This window comes from Rhodococcus sp. RDE2 (genome assembly GCF_020885655.1).
In the GTDB taxonomy this organism is placed as follows: domain Bacteria; phylum Actinomycetota; class Actinomycetes; order Mycobacteriales; family Mycobacteriaceae; genus Rhodococcus; species Rhodococcus pyridinivorans.
Map to the genome: position 1 here is coordinate 2,183,615 of NZ_AP025186.1, position 14,216 is coordinate 2,197,830.

Genomic DNA, 14,216 nt, shown 5'->3' on the forward strand with positions numbered 1-14,216 from the left:
CGGCGTCAGTGCGCGGGATCCGCAGCGGGGCGGGGCGCGATGCGCGGTGCCGCCAGTGCGGGATAGGCGCGGTGCACCTGGGCGGCGACCGCTGCGGCGACGACCGCCTTGGCGAGATCGCCCGGCAGGAAGGTGACGTTGGCAGCAGCGGCGGCCCACACCGTGAGATCCGTGCGCAGGACCATGCCCGCGATACCGAAGGCGTAGAGAACGACGATGCCACCGAGGACGTTGACGGCCACACCGGGCAACGTGCGGTATCGCGGCAGCATCTTCATGCTCAGCCAGCCGATCACGGCGACGGCAGGAACCCAGCCGATGAGGAAGCCCACCGTGGGACCGGCCAGCGAGGTGAGGGTCGTGCGCCCGCCGGCGAGTACGGGCAGCGCCAGTCCCAGCACGATCACGGTGAGCACCGACAGGACACCCTTGCGTGCGCCGAGCAGTGCACCCGCGAGCATCACGCCGAGGGTCTGCAACGTGATGGGCACGCCGGACGATCCGATGCTGATCTGACCGGGCAGTCCCAGGGCGATGATCAGGGCGGCGAAGACGGCGATCTGCGCGAGGTCGCGCGCGGGGATACGGCGGGACGTGGACACGATTACTCAGCCTTCCGGTATGGACGGTGAACCCGTAGAGCCTAAGCCGTACCGGCGTGCCGCGGGTCACCGACCCACCTCCGGGTGCCCGTGGGCCACACCCGGGGTGCGTCTCCGGGTGTCCCCTGATCTTTCCCTGATATCTGCGCTGACCTGCTGTTTTTCTCCACTCGAGCTGTCAGGATCGAGGCGTACCGAGCAAACGGAGTCCGGCACGGAAGAGGTCGGCATCGAGGGTGGGAGTACCCAATGTTCTGGAAGATCGTAGGAATCGTCGCGGTGGTGTGGGTCGGTCTCGCCGTCCTCGGTGCCCTGCTCGACAACCTGTTCGGCTTTCTCGTACTCGGCGCCGTGATCTTCGGCGGATACCTGCTGTATAAGGCAGTATCGGGAGGTGACAAGCACGACCTGACACGTCTGTAGGACGAAGGGGGCAGCTGTGGAGGCGGTACCGGAGGACTGGCAGGACGGACTCGTCGTCGTCGCCCACCCGGACGACATCGAATACGGCGCGGCGGCGGCGATCGCGCGGTGGACCCGACAGGGCAAGGAGATTTCCTACGTTCTGGCCACCAGTGGCGAGGCGGGCATCGCCGGTCTGTCGCCCGAGAAGAGCGGGCCGGTGCGGGAATCGGAGCAGCGCGAGTCCGCGCGGATCGTCGGAGTGGATACCGTCGAGTTCCTCGGGCACCCGGATGGTCGACTCGTCCCGAGTCTCGATCTCCGTCGCGACATCGCTTCCGCCATCCGACGTCATCGTCCTGAGATGGTGGTCACGCTCGCGTTCGGGCTGTCGCCCCGGCCGGGCTGGGTCAACAGTGCCGACCATCGGGCGCTCGGGATCAGCGTCCTCGACGCCGTCTCCGATGCCGCGAACGAATGGATCTTCCCGGAACTCACCGAACGCGGTCTGGAACCGTGGCACGGCGTGCGATGGGCTGCCGTGTGTCCGGGTTCGCCTCCGACCCACGCGGTGGACGTGACCGATACGGTCGAACTGGCAGTTGAGTCCCTCGCGGCGCACCGTCTGTACCTGCAGGCTCTCGACGACAGGCCGGTGGAGGCACAAGCGCGCGAACAGGTGGAGCGCGCATCGGCGCCGCTGCCGGGATTCGCTGCCGAGCGCGCCTCCGGGTTCGAGTTGTACACCTTCGCGGGATAGGAAGCGTCCCGCCGTCGGTGGCCTGTGGCAGGCTGTGCGCGTGCGAGTGGCGGTGGTGGCCGGGCCCGATGCGGGTCATGCGATTCCGGCGATCGCGTTGTCGCTGCGGCTCGCGGATGCCGGGCACGACGCGGTCGTCTTCACAGGCGAACGATGGCTCGGCCTCGAACTGCCCGGAGTGACGTTCGCTGAGTTGAAGGGGCTCGCGCCCCGGCTCGGGGACGACGACGGCGACGCGGGGGCGAAGATCCACGCCCGTGCCGCCCACATCGCGAGCGAGATGCTCCCGGATCTCGGAGCCCTGCTACCCGACCTCGTGGTGGCGGACGTGCTCACCGCCGGCGGAGGGATGGCCGCCGAGCGCCTGGGGATCCCGTGGGTCGAGCTCTCGCCGCACCCGTTGTACCTGCCGTCGCGCGGGCTCCCGCCGATCGGCAGCGGTCTCGATGTGGGCAGGGGCGTGCGGGGCCGGTTGAGGGACGCCGCGTTGCGGGCGATGACCGCGAGATCGCTGCGGCAGGGGGAGCGCGAGCGTTCGGCCGCACGCGTCGGGATCGGCCTGCCGGCGCGCGATCCCGGGCCCCGGGCCCGGCTGATCGCCACCCTGCCGGCACTCGAGGTGCCCCGCCCCGACTGGCCCGGGCACGCGCACGTCGTCGGTCCGCTGCTGTGGGAACCCACCGCGGAGATCCTCGATCCGCCGCCGGGTGACGGACCTCTCGTGATGGTCGCGCCGTCGACCGCGGTCACCGGGGTGACCGGGATGGTCGAGACGGTCTGCGACGCACTCGCCGGGGCCGGGATGCGGGTCGCGGCGACGATGCTCGACCCTCCGCAGCAGTCGCTGCCGAGCTGGGCGGTCGCGGGTCGTGGCAGGCAGGACGTCCTGCTCCGGCAGGCCGATGTCGTCGTGTGCGGAGGTGGGCACGGGATGCTCGCCAAGACGTTGAGCGCGGGGGTTCCTGCGGTGATCGTGCCCGGGGGCGGCGACCAGTGGGAGCTGGCGAACCGCGCCGCGCGGCAGGGGAGTGCGGTGGTGGTGCGTCCGCTCGACGCGGATGCGGTCCGCTCCGCGATCGACACCGTGTTGTCCTCGCCGGACTTCGCCGCCGCGGCTCGTGCGGCCGCGGACGGTGCCGGTGACGTGGAGGATCCGGTCGCGGTGTGCGAGGCCGCAGCGGACTGACTGTCGCGCCGCACCGAGCGCGACTACCGTGGTCGGGGTGCGGTTGACGGAGTTCTACGAGGTGGTCCGGGACGAGTTCGGACAGATGCACGGCGATGCCCTGCTGCGCGATCACGTGCTGCTCTCGCTCGGTGGACGGACGGCGGCCGAGGCGATCGAGGCGGGACAGGAGCCCCGAGAGGTGTGGCGCGCGCTCTGCGACGAATTCGACGTCCCGCCCGTGCGGCGGTAGCGCGGAGCCGGCCGGGGCTGTTCCGGGCAGGAATCGATGCCGGAGTCGATGGCGGGATCGATTTTCTGTCCGACCGGGATGCGACCATTCCTGGCGTACACGAAGCGACCGGCTTTCGAACACGTGTTCGGCTATGCTGGGAGCGCCGGGTGGGTTGTCCACAGGTGGTGATTCCATCCACAGATGCGGCGTTTCCGCGGTCGCGACAGCGAACTTGTCGGTGCCGGGTTCTAACGTCGTCGACAACAAGGACGAGATTCTATTAAGGGGACCAAGATGGCAGCACAGGCTCACGACCGCGAGAAGGCGCTCGAGCTCGCCCTCGCGCAGATCGACAAGAGCTTCGGTAAGGGCTCGGTGATGCGCCTGGGCGAGGACGTCCGTCCGCCCATCGCCGTCATTCCCACCGGGTCGATCGCACTCGACGTGGCTCTCGGTATCGGCGGCCTGCCGCGCGGGCGCGTCATCGAGATCTACGGCCCGGAATCGTCGGGTAAGACCACGGTGGCCCTCCACGCGGTCGCCAACGCGCAGGCCGCCGGCGGCATCGCGGCGTTCATCGACGCCGAGCACGCCCTGGATCCGGACTACGCGCGCAAGCTCGGTGTCGACACCGACGCCCTGCTCGTGTCCCAGCCCGACACCGGTGAGCAGGCCCTCGAGATCGCCGACATGCTCATCCGTTCGGGTGCACTCGACATCATCGTCATCGACTCGGTGGCGGCGCTCGTGCCCCGCGCCGAGATCGAGGGCGAGATGGGCGACAGCCACGTCGGTCTCCAGGCCCGCCTGATGAGCCAGGCACTGCGCAAGATGACCGGTGCTCTCAACAACTCCGGCACCACCGCGATCTTCATCAACCAGCTGCGCGAGAAGATCGGCGTGATGTTCGGCTCGCCCGAGACCACCACGGGCGGTAAGGCACTGAAGTTCTACGCCTCGGTGCGTCTGGACGTGCGCCGGATCGAGACGCTCAAGGACGGCGGCGACGCGGTGGGCAACCGCACCCGCGTGAAGGTCGTCAAGAACAAGGTCTCGCCTCCGTTCAAGCAGGCCGAGTTCGACATCCTGTACGGCCAGGGCATCTCGAAGGAGGGCTCGCTCATCGACATGGGTGTCGAGCAAGGCTTCATCCGCAAGTCCGGCTCCTGGTACACCTACGAAGGCGACCAGCTGGGGCAGGGCAAGGAGAACGCCCGCAAGTTCCTGCTCGAGAACACCGATGTGCGCGACGAGATCGAGAAGAAGATCAAGGAGAAGCTCGGCATCGGTGCCGTTCTCACCGATCCGAGCGACGTCGAGGAGCCGGTCGACTTCTAGTCACCACCCACGGCTCTGCGGGGGCACGGACGCACATCGCGTCCGTGCCCCCGCGGCGTATCCGCACCCGGCCGCGTTGTCGGTGGGTCCGGTTACTGTGCGCGTCATGGACGACCCCGAGGAACGACGGCCCGACGCCCGACGCGAACGACGCGGACGGCGGCGCTCGGCTCGCACCGAGCAGGAACTGCCCGGCGGCGGCACCGAAGCGCAGGCCAAGGACGTCTGCCTTCGTCTGCTGACCGATCGCGCACGCAGCCGATCCGAGCTCGCGACGAAACTCGAGCAGAAAGGGTTCGCGTCCGACGTCGCCGAACGTGCCCTCGATCGGCTCACCGAGGTCGGGTTGATCGACGACGCGGATTTCGCGAACCAGTGGGCGCGTTCACGGCATCTGCACGCCGGGAAGGGCAAGCGCGCGATCGCACTCGAACTGCGCCGCAAGGGAATCGACGCCGACGACGCAGCGGCCGCCCTCGAACAGATCGACACCGCCGACGAACGGGAACGGGCGGTCGAACTCGTCCGCAAGAAGCTCCGCACCCAGCCGCCGCTGCCCACCGAGGGCGATCGGCGCGAGATCGCGGCCGAACGCGACAAGCTGGTGCGGCGGCTGGTCGGGATGCTGGCCCGGCGCGGCTACGCGCAGGGGATGGCCTTCGACGTCGTGCGGGAGGAACTCGCGACGTTCGGTGCCGACGCGAGCGACCTCCCGCACGACTGAAGCATTACTTCCGGCCCTCGCCGCTCAGATCCAGGCCCGGCACCGACATCGTCGGAACGGTCTCCGGATTCTCGGCCGGCACGGCACCCTTCTTGCGCTTCCCGGATCGCAGGCGCTTCTCGAGCCAGACCGCGAACTGCGTCAGCGCACTGTTGAGGATGATCATGATCGCCGCGACCACCAGCAGCGACGGCAGGTAGTTCTGGAAGAACGCGCCGAGCTGCTGACCGGAACGCACCACTTCGACGTAGCCGATGAGGTAGCCGAGTGCCGAGTCCTTGAGGGCGATCACCATCTGCGACACGATCGCCGGGAGCATGACCGTCACGGCCTGCGGCAGCAGGATCAGCCGCATGAGCTGGTTCTTCCGCATGCCGATCGCGAAGGCGGCCTCGCTCTGACCGCGCGGAAGCGACCTGATGCCCGCGCGCACGATCTCGGCGATGACCGAGCCGTTGTACAGGGTCAGACCGGTGATGACGGCCGCGAGCGCGAGATATCCGGACTTGAAGACGCGGTACTCGGCGAACACCTGGTAGGCGAAGATCATCAGGATCAGCACCGGGACGGCGCGGAACAACTCGACGATCGCGCCGGCGATCCAGCGGACCCACCGGTGGTCGGACAGACGCGCGATGCCCAGGACCGTGCCGAGCACGAGTGCCAGCACGATCGACGCGACGGCCGCGATGATCGTGCCGCGGATGCCGGGCAGCAGATAGGTGGTCCAGCTGGAGGATTCGACGAACGGCTCCCACTTGGCCGCCGTCAGCTGTCCGTTGGCGTCGAGTGCGCGGTAGACGATCCAGCCGATGAGGACGAGGAGCACGACCACGACCACCGACAGGATCCGGTAGAGCGCCTTGGCGCGGGGCCCGGGTGCGTCGTAGAGAACGGTTCCGTGTGCACTCATCGGGCGACCTCGTATCGCTTGCTGAGCCGGCCGAAGAGCAGGCCGGTGGGAAGGGTGAGGATGACGAACCCGAGCGCGAAGATGCCACCGACGACGAAGATGGCCGCTTCGTTCTCGATCATCGTCTTCATCAGCAGCGAGGCCTCGGACACGCCGATGACGGAGGCGATCGTCGAGTTCTTGGTCAACGCGATGAGCACCGAACCGAGCGGGGCGATGACCGCGCGGAACGCCTGCGGGAGGACGATCAGGCGCAGGTTCTGGCTGAAGGTCAGGCCCAGCGAGCGGCCGGCCTCCGACTGGCCGAGCGAGACCGTGTTGATGCCCGAGCGGAGCGACTCGCACACGAAGGCCGCCGTGTAGACGCTCAGGCCGAGCACGGCGAGCCGGAAGTTGTTGTCCACCAGGAAGGTCGGCGACGACTCGGAGGCCAGCTTGATGCCGAGCGTCTGGGACAGACCGAACAGGCAGAAGATGATGATCAGGGTCAGCGGGGTGTTACGGAAGATCGTCACGTAGGCGGCGCCGACGGCACGCGCGACGGGGATGGGGGACACGCGCATCGCGGCGAGGATCGTTCCGAGGATCAGTGCACCGATCGCCGAGATGACGGTCAGCTGGATCGTGGTCCAGAACGCGTCGAGTAGCTGGCTGCTGTACTTGCTCAACAGATCCACAGGTCACTCCGGGATCGAGGGGACGGGTGGGAGTCCGGAACGGTCCGGCCGGTCCGTGGGATCACGGACCGGCCGCACCGGCGGACGTGACGGGTGGTACCCGTACGCGGTGTCGATCGACACTCAGTAGCGATCGACGGTGGGCTGCTCCGGGAGCTCGTAGCCCGAGGCACCGACCGTCTCCTGGAACGCGGCCTCCCATGCACCGCTGGCGATCATCTCCTCGATCGCGTCGTTGATCGCGTTGCGCGACTCGTCGTCGCCCTTGGCGAGACCGATGCCGTAACGCTCGGTGGTGAACGGCTCACCGACGACCTTGAAGTCGCCCGGGCTCTGCGCGGCGTAACCGGCGAGGATGATGTCGTCGGTGGTCACGGCGTCGACCGCGCCGTTGCGCAGTGCCTCGACACACAGCGAGTAGGTGTCGAACTCCTGGAGCTGGACGTCCTGCGCATAGTTGTCCTTCACGTTCTGGGCCGGGGTCGAACCCGCCACCGAGCACAGGCGCTTGCCGCCGCTGAGCGTCTCGGGTCCGGTGATCTCGGTCTCGTCGGCGCGCACGAGGAGCGACTGTCCGGCGATGAAGTACGGACCTGCGAAGTCCACCTTCTCCTTGCGGGCATCGGTGATCGAGTAGGTCGCGACGACGTAGTCGACCTCACCGTTCTGGATGAGCGTCTCGCGCTGGGCCGAAGGAGCCTCCTTGAAGGTGATGTTCTCCGGCGGGACACCGAGCTGGTCGGCGACGTACTCGGCGACCTCGACGTCGAACCCGCTGAATGAACCGTCCGGGTTGCGCAGGCCCAGGCCCGGCTGGTCGAACTTGATACCGACCGTCAGGGTGCCGTTCTCCGCGGACTGCGAGACACTGCGCGTCTCGTCGCCACCGCACGCCGTGGCGACCACTGCCACGGCGACGGCGCCGATGCCCAGGCGGATGGAGCGGGACAATTTCATCGAATACCTCCGGTGCGGTTCGGAACTACGTCCGACGGACCGGGTGGCCCGTCGGATGCGGGGAAAGGTTCAGTGACTGAGGATCTTGCCGAGGAAGTCCTTGGCGCGATCGGATTTCGGTGCGGTGAAGAAGGTCTCGGGATCGGTGTCCTCGACGATGCGACCGTCGGCCATGAACAGCACGCGGTCGCCGGCCTTGCGGGCGAATCCCATCTCGTGGGTGACCACGACCATCGTCATGCCCTCCTTCGCGAGGGAGGTCATCACGTCGAGGACCTCCTGGACCATCTCGGGGTCGAGGGCGGAGGTGGGCTCGTCGAACAGCATGACCTTGGGGTTCATCGCGAGCGCGCGTGCGATGGCGACGCGTTGCTGCTGGCCGCCCGACAGTTGTGCCGGGTACTTGTCGGCCTGGTTGGCGATGCCGACCCGGTCGAGCAGCTGCATCGCCGACTCGCGGGCCTTCTCCTTCTTGATCTTGCGCACCTTGATGGGGCCGAGCATGACGTTCTCGAGGATCGTCTTGTGGGCGAAGAGGTTGAACGACTGGAACACCATGCCGACGTCCGAACGCAGGCGGGCGAGTGCCTTGCCCTCCTCCGGCAGCAGGGTGCCGTCCACGTGGATCTCTCCCGAGTCGATCGGTTCGAGCCGGTTGATGGTGCGGCAGAGGGTCGATTTACCCGAACCCGACGGGCCGACGACGATGACGACCTGTCCTCGCGGGATCTCGAGGTTGATGTCCTGCAGTACGTGCAGGGATCCGAAATGCTTGTTCACCCCGTTCATGGAGATCATGGACGAGCTGGTGTCCGACTTCTCGGACGGACGATCCGTTCCGGCTGCCGCTGATGTCATATCTGCAGACCCTATGCCGTCCGACGCCCGAGACTTCGCATTTCGGGACACCTTCGACACACGCGTCACGGGATTTTTACTGCACGAGCAGTAACGGATACCTCCACGGGGCCCGCGCGGTCGGCGCGAGGAAAGAGGACCGACCGAGGTGAGATACCCTGAGACGTGTCACTGATCGACGAAGAAGCCCCCCGTACCGGTGCCCGGACCTACGAGGTCCGCACCTACGGCTGCCAGATGAACGTACACGACTCCGAGCGTCTGTCGGGGTTGTTGGAGGACGCCGGCTTCACCAAGGCCGCGCCCGGTGCGTCACCCGATCTGGTGGTCTTCAACACCTGCGCGGTGCGGGAGAACGCCGACAACAAGCTGTACGGCAATCTGAGTCATCTGCGTCCGGTCAAGGACGACAACCCCGACATGCAGATCGCCGTCGGAGGCTGCCTCGCCCAGAAGGACCGCGACACCGTCGTCGAGAAGGCGCCCTGGGTCGACGTGGTCTTCGGCACGCACAACATCGGCAATCTCCCCGCCCTGCTCGAGCGTGCGCGGCACAACCGCCGCGCCGAGGTCGAGATCCTCGACGCTCTCGAGGCGTTCCCGTCGACGCTGCCCGCCAAGCGCGAGTCGTCGTACGCCGGATGGGTGTCGATCTCCGTCGGCTGCAACAACACGTGCACCTTCTGCATCGTCCCGTCGCTGCGAGGCAAGGAGGTCGACCGGCGCCCCGGCGACATCCTCGCCGAGGTGCAGGCGCTCGTCGACGAGGGTGTGCTCGAGGTGACACTGCTCGGCCAGAACGTCAACTCCTACGGCCGGTCCTTCGCCGACCCGGATCAGCCCCGCGACCGGGGTGCCTTCGCGTCGCTGCTGCGCGCGTGCGGCGACATCGAAGGCCTCGAGCGGGTGCGCTTCACGTCCCCGCACCCGGCGGAGTTCACCGACGACGTCATCGACGCGATGGCGCAGACCCCCAACGTGTGCCCGCAACTGCACATGCCGTTGCAGTCCGGCAGCGACCGGATCCTGCGCGCCATGCGCCGCTCGTACCGCAAGGAACGCTTCCTGGGCATCATCGAGCGGGTCCGTGCCGCGATGCCGCACGCCGCGATCACCACCGACATCATCGTCGGCTTCCCCGGCGAGACCGAGGAGGACTTCCAGCAGACCCTCGAGGTCGTCGAGAAGGCGCGTTTCACCAGCGCGTTCACCTTCCAGTACTCGAAGCGTCCCGGCACGCCCGCAGCCGACATGGAGGGGCAGGTCCCCAAGGCCGTGGTGCAGGAGCGCTACGACCGGCTGATCGCCCTGCAGGAACGCATCACCCTCGAGGAGAACCGCAAGCTCGTCGGCACCGAGGTCGAACTGCTCGTCGCAGCGGGGGAGGGCCGCAAGAACGCCGAGACCGCCCGGATGAGCGGGCGTGCCCGCGACGGCCGCCTCGTCCACTTCCGTCCCGAGGGCGCGATCGACACCGCGGTGCGTCCCGGCGACGTCATCACGATCGTCGTCAGCGACGCCGCGCCGCACCACCTCGTCGCCGACACCCCGATCCTCACGCACCGCCGCACACGTGCGGGCGACCACTTCGAACAGGGCCGGCTGCCCAAGACACCACCGATCGGTGTCGGCCTCGGACTGCCGAGCATCGGCGTCCCGGACCCGCTGCCGCCTCAGATGGGATGCAACGCATGACCACCGACAAGCCGCACGATCACCACGCGACGGGTGACGTACGCGCCGAGCTCGAAGCCGCCGAACGAAAGGTGGCGAGCGACATCGACCCGGGCGCCCGGGCGATGTTCGTCGCGATCGCAGTCCTGATCCTGCTGGCGACCTTCAGCCTGCCCCACGCCGGATCCGCCAACGGCTGGGAGGTGCTGTCCTTCGCCCCGGACGCGACCACCGAGGAGATCGGTCTCCCGTCACGGCTGTTCGTGGGCTTCGCGGTGGTCTTCGCCGGGCTGGGCTCGATCCTCGCGCTCGTCACCCGCAAGTGGGCGCTGGCGTGGGTGTCCCTCGCCGGCTCGGCCGTGACCATCGTCTTCGGCATGCTCGCGATCTGGTCGCGTCAGACGCTGCCCGTCGAATCATCCGCCGCGGGACCGGGATTCGGTCTCGTGATCGGCTGGTTCGCCGTCATGGTCATCGTCTTCCACTGGGCCCGTGTGGTGTGGGCGCGGACCTCGGCCCAGCTCGAGGCCGAGGCCGAGTTGCGGAAGGTCGCGGCCCAGCACGAACGGCCCCGCCTGATGCGCGACGACCCCGAGGCCTGACGCCTCCCGAACGAAGACGATCCCCCTCTCCCGATCGGGAGAGGGGGATCGTCGTCTTCGGATGTCGCGGGTCAGCGCTCGCCGACGGCGCCTTCGGCCGCGTCGGCCCACTCGCGCCACTGCGCCGCCTGGGCGAGAGCCTTCTCGGCCTCCTTCGCCCGGCCCGCGGCGGTCGCCTTGGCGGCCTGCTCCTCGAACTGGCGCACCCGCTCACGGAACTGGGCCGCGCGCGCGAGTGCCTCGGGATCGGTGCGGCGCCACTCGGAATCCGCGGCCTCGCGCACCTTCTTCTCGATGGCCCGCAGCCGACCCTCGAGATCGTGCATGCGGTCGCGCGGCACCTTGCCGATCGCCTCCCACTGGTCCTGCAACTCGCGCAGGCGCGCCCGGGCACCTTCCAGATCGGCCGCCGGGTCGATCGAGGAGGCCGCCTCGAGCAGGGCCTCCTTCGCGCGGGCGTTCTCCTCGAACTCGGCGTCGCGCTCGGCGTTCGCGGCGTTGCGCGCGGCGAAGAAGACGTCCTGGGCACCCTTGAACCGCTTCCACAGCTGGTCGTCGGCGTCCTTCGGTGCGCGTCCGGCCGCCTTCCACTCGGCGAGCAGGTCGCGGAAGGCCGCGGCGGTGGCACCCCAGTCGGTGGAGTTCTGCAGTTCCTCCGCCCGGGCGACGAGTTCCTCCTTGCGGCTCTTCGCCGCGGCGCGCTCACGATCGAGTTCGGCGAAGTGGGCTCCGCGACGCCGGTTGAACGCCTCGCGTGCCTTCGAGTAGCGACGCCACAACACGTCGTCGACCTTCCGGTCGACCCCGCGGATGGTCTTCCACTCCTCGAGGATCTCGCGCAGCCGGTCGCCGGCGGCCTTCCACTGGGTGGATTCGGCGGCGATCGTCTCGGCCTCGGCCGCGAGGGCCTCCTTGCGGGCCGTGCTCTCGGCGCGCCGACGCTCCTTCTCCTGCTTGGCGAGAGCCGCGGCCTCCTCGGAGTGCTCGATGATCGCGGCGAGCCGGGTGGCGAGCGCATCGAGATCACCGATGACGGCGGCGGTCGGCAGCGACTCGGCCAGTGCCTCGGCGGCCGCGCGGGTCTTCTTCACGTCGGCGGTGCCGGAGGTCAACCGGGTCTCGAGGATCGCCACCTCGGTGGCGAGATCGTCGTAACGGCGTCCGAAGTGCGCGAGGCCCTCGGCGGCGTCGCCTGCCTGCCACGATCCGATGCACCGCTCGCCCTCGCTCGTGCGGACCCATGCGGTGCCGTCCTCGTCGACGCGTCCGAACCGACTCGGATCGCTCGCGGGCACCGCCGGGACGTGAGGGTGCGTCTGGGCCGCGACAGGATGCGGCTTCGGGGGTGCTGCGGTGGAACTGCCGTTCTCTCGGCCCGCAGGGCCGGGCGTCGCAGCATGGGCTCGGGGCGTGGCGGGACCGGGACGCGGGGTCCGCTCCTGCGTCGACTCGCCGGTTCGGTCCTGTGCGTTCGGGTCGCTCATCGATACCTCATCTCTGCCGCGCGGCACGGCTGCCTGGTCGCATGGTCTACCGCCGGTCGATCCCGGGGTTCCGCGATCGTGTCCGCCCACTATTGAAACAGGTCGTGTCGATGCAGGGCGCCGGGTCCGGTGGACTACGGTTGCCGATGTGTTGACCGCCGCGGCGTTCGTGCCGTCCCCACCGCTGCTCGTCCCCGAGCTGACCGGTCTCGCCGCGTCCGAGACCGACGATCTGCGCGAGGCGGTTCTCGAGGTCGGTCGCAGCCTGTCCGATGCCGCGGAATGGGTGGTCGTGGGCGCCGAGTCGGCCGAACAGACCGTTCCCTCCACCGCGCGCGGGACCTTCCTCGGGTTCGGAGTCGACGTCACCGTGCAGCTCGGTCCCGAGGCCGCCGGCGAACCCGATCCCGAGCTCGCATTGACCGCTCTGGTGGCCGGCTGGATCCGCGACCGCACGGCACCCGGCACCCGCGTGACGACCCACGTGGTGGCCGTCGACGCGGACGCCGCGCACTGCGCCGATCTCGGCCGCGACCTGCGCACGGCGCTCGACCGCGACGATCTGCCGCGCGCACTGCTCGTCGTCGCGGACGGAGCGACCACCCTCACGGCCAAGGCGCCCGGCGCCTACGATCCTCGCGCCGAGGACGTCGAGGCCGTCCTGGCGGCGGCGCTCGCCGCCGGCGACCCGGAGGCGCTCGCGGCGCTCGACCCCGACCTGTGTTCGGACATCAAGCTGACCGGACGCGCCGCCTGGCACGTCCTGGCGGCCGCCCTCGGCGAGCGCCCGCGCTCGGCGTCCGTCACCTACTCCGCCGCGCCCTACGGCGTGGGCTACCACGTGGGGATCTGGACACCGTGAGCGCAGAAAACACCGGTCCCGCCGACACGCTCGTCCCGATCGCGGTCGTGGGTCCCACGGCCACGGGCAAGTCCGATCTCGGACTGGACCTCGCCGAGGTGCTCGGCGGCGAGATCGTCAACATCGACGCGATGCAGCAGTACCGCGGCATGGACATCGGGACGGCCAAGCTGCCAGCGGACGAGCGTCGCGGCATCCCGCACCATCAGCTCGACGTCCTCGACGTCACCGAGACCGCGACGGTCGCCCGCTACCAGCAGGCCGCGATCGCCGACGTCGAGGCGATCCTCGGCCGCGGTCGCCTCCCGATCGTCGTCGGTGGATCGATGATGTACGTGCAGGCACTGCTCGACGAATGGCAGTTCCCGGCGACGGATCCGCAGGTCCGCGCCAAGTGGGAGGCGGTGCTCGAGACCGAGGGACTCGCAGCGGTCCACCGGGCACTGCAGAGCGCGGATCCCGCCGCCGCGGCGACGATCCTGCCCACCGACGGCCGCCGCATGGTCCGCGCGCTCGAGGTCGTCGAACTGACCGGGCAACCGTTCGCGGCGTCGCAACCGACGATCGGTGAGCCCCGTTGGGGCACCGTGATCCTGGGCGTCGACCGCGACACCGCCGAGCTGGACGACCGCATCGCGCGGCGCACGGACCTGATGTTCGAACGCGGCCTCGTCGACGAGGTGCACGGACTCCTCGAAGTCGGCCTGCGCGAGGGTGTCACGGCCCGTCGCGCGATCGGTTACGCGCAGGTCCTCGCGTACGTCGACGGGGAGTACGACCTCGATCACGCGCGCGAGCGGACGTTCATCGGGACCCGGCGCTACGTACGACGGCAACGCTCGTGGTTCCGCCGCGACCCGCGCATCCACTGGCTCGACGGCGCCGACCCCCACCTGCTCGACGCTGCCCTGCGGGCCGTCCGGGACGCACGCACATCACCGGCCTCACCAGCCCGATAAGGTA

16 protein-coding genes are annotated in these 14,216 nt (G+C 69.0%); 10 read left to right on the forward strand and 6 right to left on the reverse strand.

The window, feature by feature from the left end; genetic code table 11:
- Positions 1–5 precede the first annotated feature (5 nt).
- Positions 6–602, reverse strand: coding sequence for a biotin transporter BioY (locus LPH33_RS10165; RefSeq protein ID WP_088898222.1), 597 nt, complete (start codon positions 600–602; stop codon positions 6–8).
- 249 nt (positions 603–851) lie between these two features.
- Between LPH33_RS10165 and LPH33_RS10170 the strand changes: the two genes are divergently transcribed.
- From LPH33_RS10170 to recX, 6 genes are all read left to right on the forward strand, one after another.
- On the forward strand, positions 852–1,025 hold the full coding sequence (locus LPH33_RS10170) for a hypothetical protein (RefSeq protein WP_006551287.1): 174 nt from the start codon (positions 852–854) through the stop codon (positions 1,023–1,025).
- Positions 1,026–1,041: 16 nt separating this feature from the next.
- Positions 1,042–1,764: a PIG-L deacetylase family protein gene (locus LPH33_RS10175; protein ID WP_106199985.1), complete on the forward strand. Its 723-nt coding sequence runs from the start codon at positions 1,042–1,044 to the stop codon at positions 1,762–1,764.
- A gap of 40 nt (positions 1,765–1,804) precedes the next feature.
- Positions 1,805–2,950: a glycosyltransferase gene (locus LPH33_RS10180; RefSeq protein ID WP_229567957.1), complete on the forward strand. Its 1,146-nt coding sequence runs from the start codon at positions 1,805–1,807 to the stop codon at positions 2,948–2,950.
- Positions 2,951–2,987: 37 nt separating this feature from the next.
- Positions 2,988–3,182, forward strand: coding sequence for a DUF3046 domain-containing protein (locus LPH33_RS10185; RefSeq protein ID WP_006551291.1), 195 nt, complete (start codon positions 2,988–2,990; stop codon positions 3,180–3,182).
- Between the two features lie 276 nt (positions 3,183–3,458).
- The gene (gene recA / locus LPH33_RS10190) at positions 3,459–4,502 is read left to right on the forward strand and encodes a recombinase RecA (RefSeq protein ID WP_006551292.1); all 1,044 of its coding nucleotides are present in this window, start codon (positions 3,459–3,461) and stop codon (positions 4,500–4,502) included.
- A gap of 106 nt (positions 4,503–4,608) precedes the next feature.
- Positions 4,609–5,226 (forward strand): recombination regulator RecX, encoded by a 618-nt coding sequence (recX, locus tag LPH33_RS10195; RefSeq protein ID WP_016692690.1) that lies wholly within the window; start codon positions 4,609–4,611, stop codon positions 5,224–5,226.
- A 4-nt stretch (positions 5,227–5,230) separates the two neighbouring features.
- On the opposite strand, the gene LPH33_RS10200 is transcribed toward recX, so the two are convergent.
- The 4 genes from LPH33_RS10200 to gluA all read right to left on the reverse strand — a co-directional run bounded on the left by LPH33_RS10200 (position 5,231) and on the right by gluA (position 8,571).
- Positions 5,231–6,139, reverse strand: a complete 909-nt coding sequence (locus tag LPH33_RS10200) for an amino acid ABC transporter permease (protein ID WP_016692691.1) — start codon at positions 6,137–6,139, stop codon at positions 5,231–5,233.
- Complete coding sequence (locus LPH33_RS10205) at positions 6,136–6,816, reverse strand: amino acid ABC transporter permease (RefSeq protein ID WP_006551296.1); 681 nt, start codon at positions 6,814–6,816, stop codon at positions 6,136–6,138. Before LPH33_RS10205 ends, LPH33_RS10200 begins: the two co-directional genes overlap by 4 nt.
- A 123-nt stretch (positions 6,817–6,939) precedes the next feature.
- The gene (locus tag LPH33_RS10210; protein ID WP_160875945.1) at positions 6,940–7,773 is read right to left on the reverse strand and encodes a glutamate ABC transporter substrate-binding protein; all 834 of its coding nucleotides are present in this window, start codon (positions 7,771–7,773) and stop codon (positions 6,940–6,942) included.
- 69 nt (positions 7,774–7,842) lie between these two features.
- Entirely contained in the window at positions 7,843–8,571 is a 729-nt protein-coding gene (gene gluA, locus LPH33_RS10215; RefSeq protein ID WP_186455156.1) for a glutamate ABC transporter ATP-binding protein GluA, read from the reverse strand.
- Positions 8,572–8,796: 225 nt separating this feature from the next.
- Here gluA and miaB point away from each other — a divergent pair, with 225 nt between their 5' ends.
- Positions 8,797–10,326, forward strand: a complete 1,530-nt coding sequence (miaB, locus tag LPH33_RS10220; protein WP_160875947.1) for a tRNA (N6-isopentenyl adenosine(37)-C2)-methylthiotransferase MiaB — start codon at positions 8,797–8,799, stop codon at positions 10,324–10,326.
- Entirely contained in the window at positions 10,314–10,907 is a 594-nt protein-coding gene (locus LPH33_RS10225) for a hypothetical protein (protein ID WP_016692697.1), read from the forward strand. Before miaB ends, LPH33_RS10225 begins: the two co-directional genes overlap by 13 nt.
- 71 nt (positions 10,908–10,978) lie before the next feature.
- Here the strand turns inward: LPH33_RS10225 and LPH33_RS10230 are convergent, their stop codons facing one another.
- Positions 10,979–12,391, reverse strand: coding sequence for a DUF349 domain-containing protein (locus LPH33_RS10230; RefSeq protein WP_145691774.1), 1,413 nt, complete (start codon positions 12,389–12,391; stop codon positions 10,979–10,981).
- Positions 12,392–12,539: 148 nt separating this feature from the next.
- Here LPH33_RS10230 and LPH33_RS10235 point away from each other — a divergent pair, with 148 nt between their 5' ends.
- Complete coding sequence (locus LPH33_RS10235; protein WP_229567958.1) at positions 12,540–13,253, forward strand: class III extradiol dioxygenase subunit B-like domain-containing protein; 714 nt, start codon at positions 12,540–12,542, stop codon at positions 13,251–13,253.
- A complete protein-coding gene (gene miaA / locus LPH33_RS10240) occupies positions 13,250–14,212 on the forward strand; it encodes a tRNA (adenosine(37)-N6)-dimethylallyltransferase MiaA (RefSeq protein ID WP_229567959.1) in 963 nt (320 codons plus the stop codon). The genes LPH33_RS10235 and miaA overlap by 4 nt, the downstream gene beginning before the upstream one ends.
- Positions 14,213–14,216: the final 4 nt, after the last annotated feature.

Coding starts and splice junctions, on each gene's coding strand:
- LPH33_RS10210 (WP_160875945.1), bottom strand. CDS start 7,773: ATGAAATTGTCCCGCTCCATCCGCCTGGGCATCGGCGCCGTCGCCGTG.
- gluA (WP_186455156.1), bottom strand. CDS start 8,571: ATGATCTCCATGAACGGGGTGAACAAGCATTTCGGATCCCTGCACGTA.
- LPH33_RS10200 (WP_016692691.1), bottom strand. CDS start 6,139: ATGAGTGCACACGGAACCGTTCTCTACGACGCACCCGGGCCCCGCGCC.
- LPH33_RS10170 (WP_006551287.1), top strand. CDS start 852: ATGTTCTGGAAGATCGTAGGAATCGTCGCGGTGGTGTGGGTCGGTCTC.
- LPH33_RS10230 (WP_145691774.1), bottom strand. CDS start 12,391: ATGAGCGACCCGAACGCACAGGACCGAACCGGCGAGTCGACGCAGGAG.
- recA (WP_006551292.1), top strand. CDS start 3,459: ATGGCAGCACAGGCTCACGACCGCGAGAAGGCGCTCGAGCTCGCCCTC.
- recX (WP_016692690.1), top strand. CDS start 4,609: ATGGACGACCCCGAGGAACGACGGCCCGACGCCCGACGCGAACGACGC.
- LPH33_RS10225 (WP_016692697.1), top strand. CDS start 10,314: ATGCAACGCATGACCACCGACAAGCCGCACGATCACCACGCGACGGGT.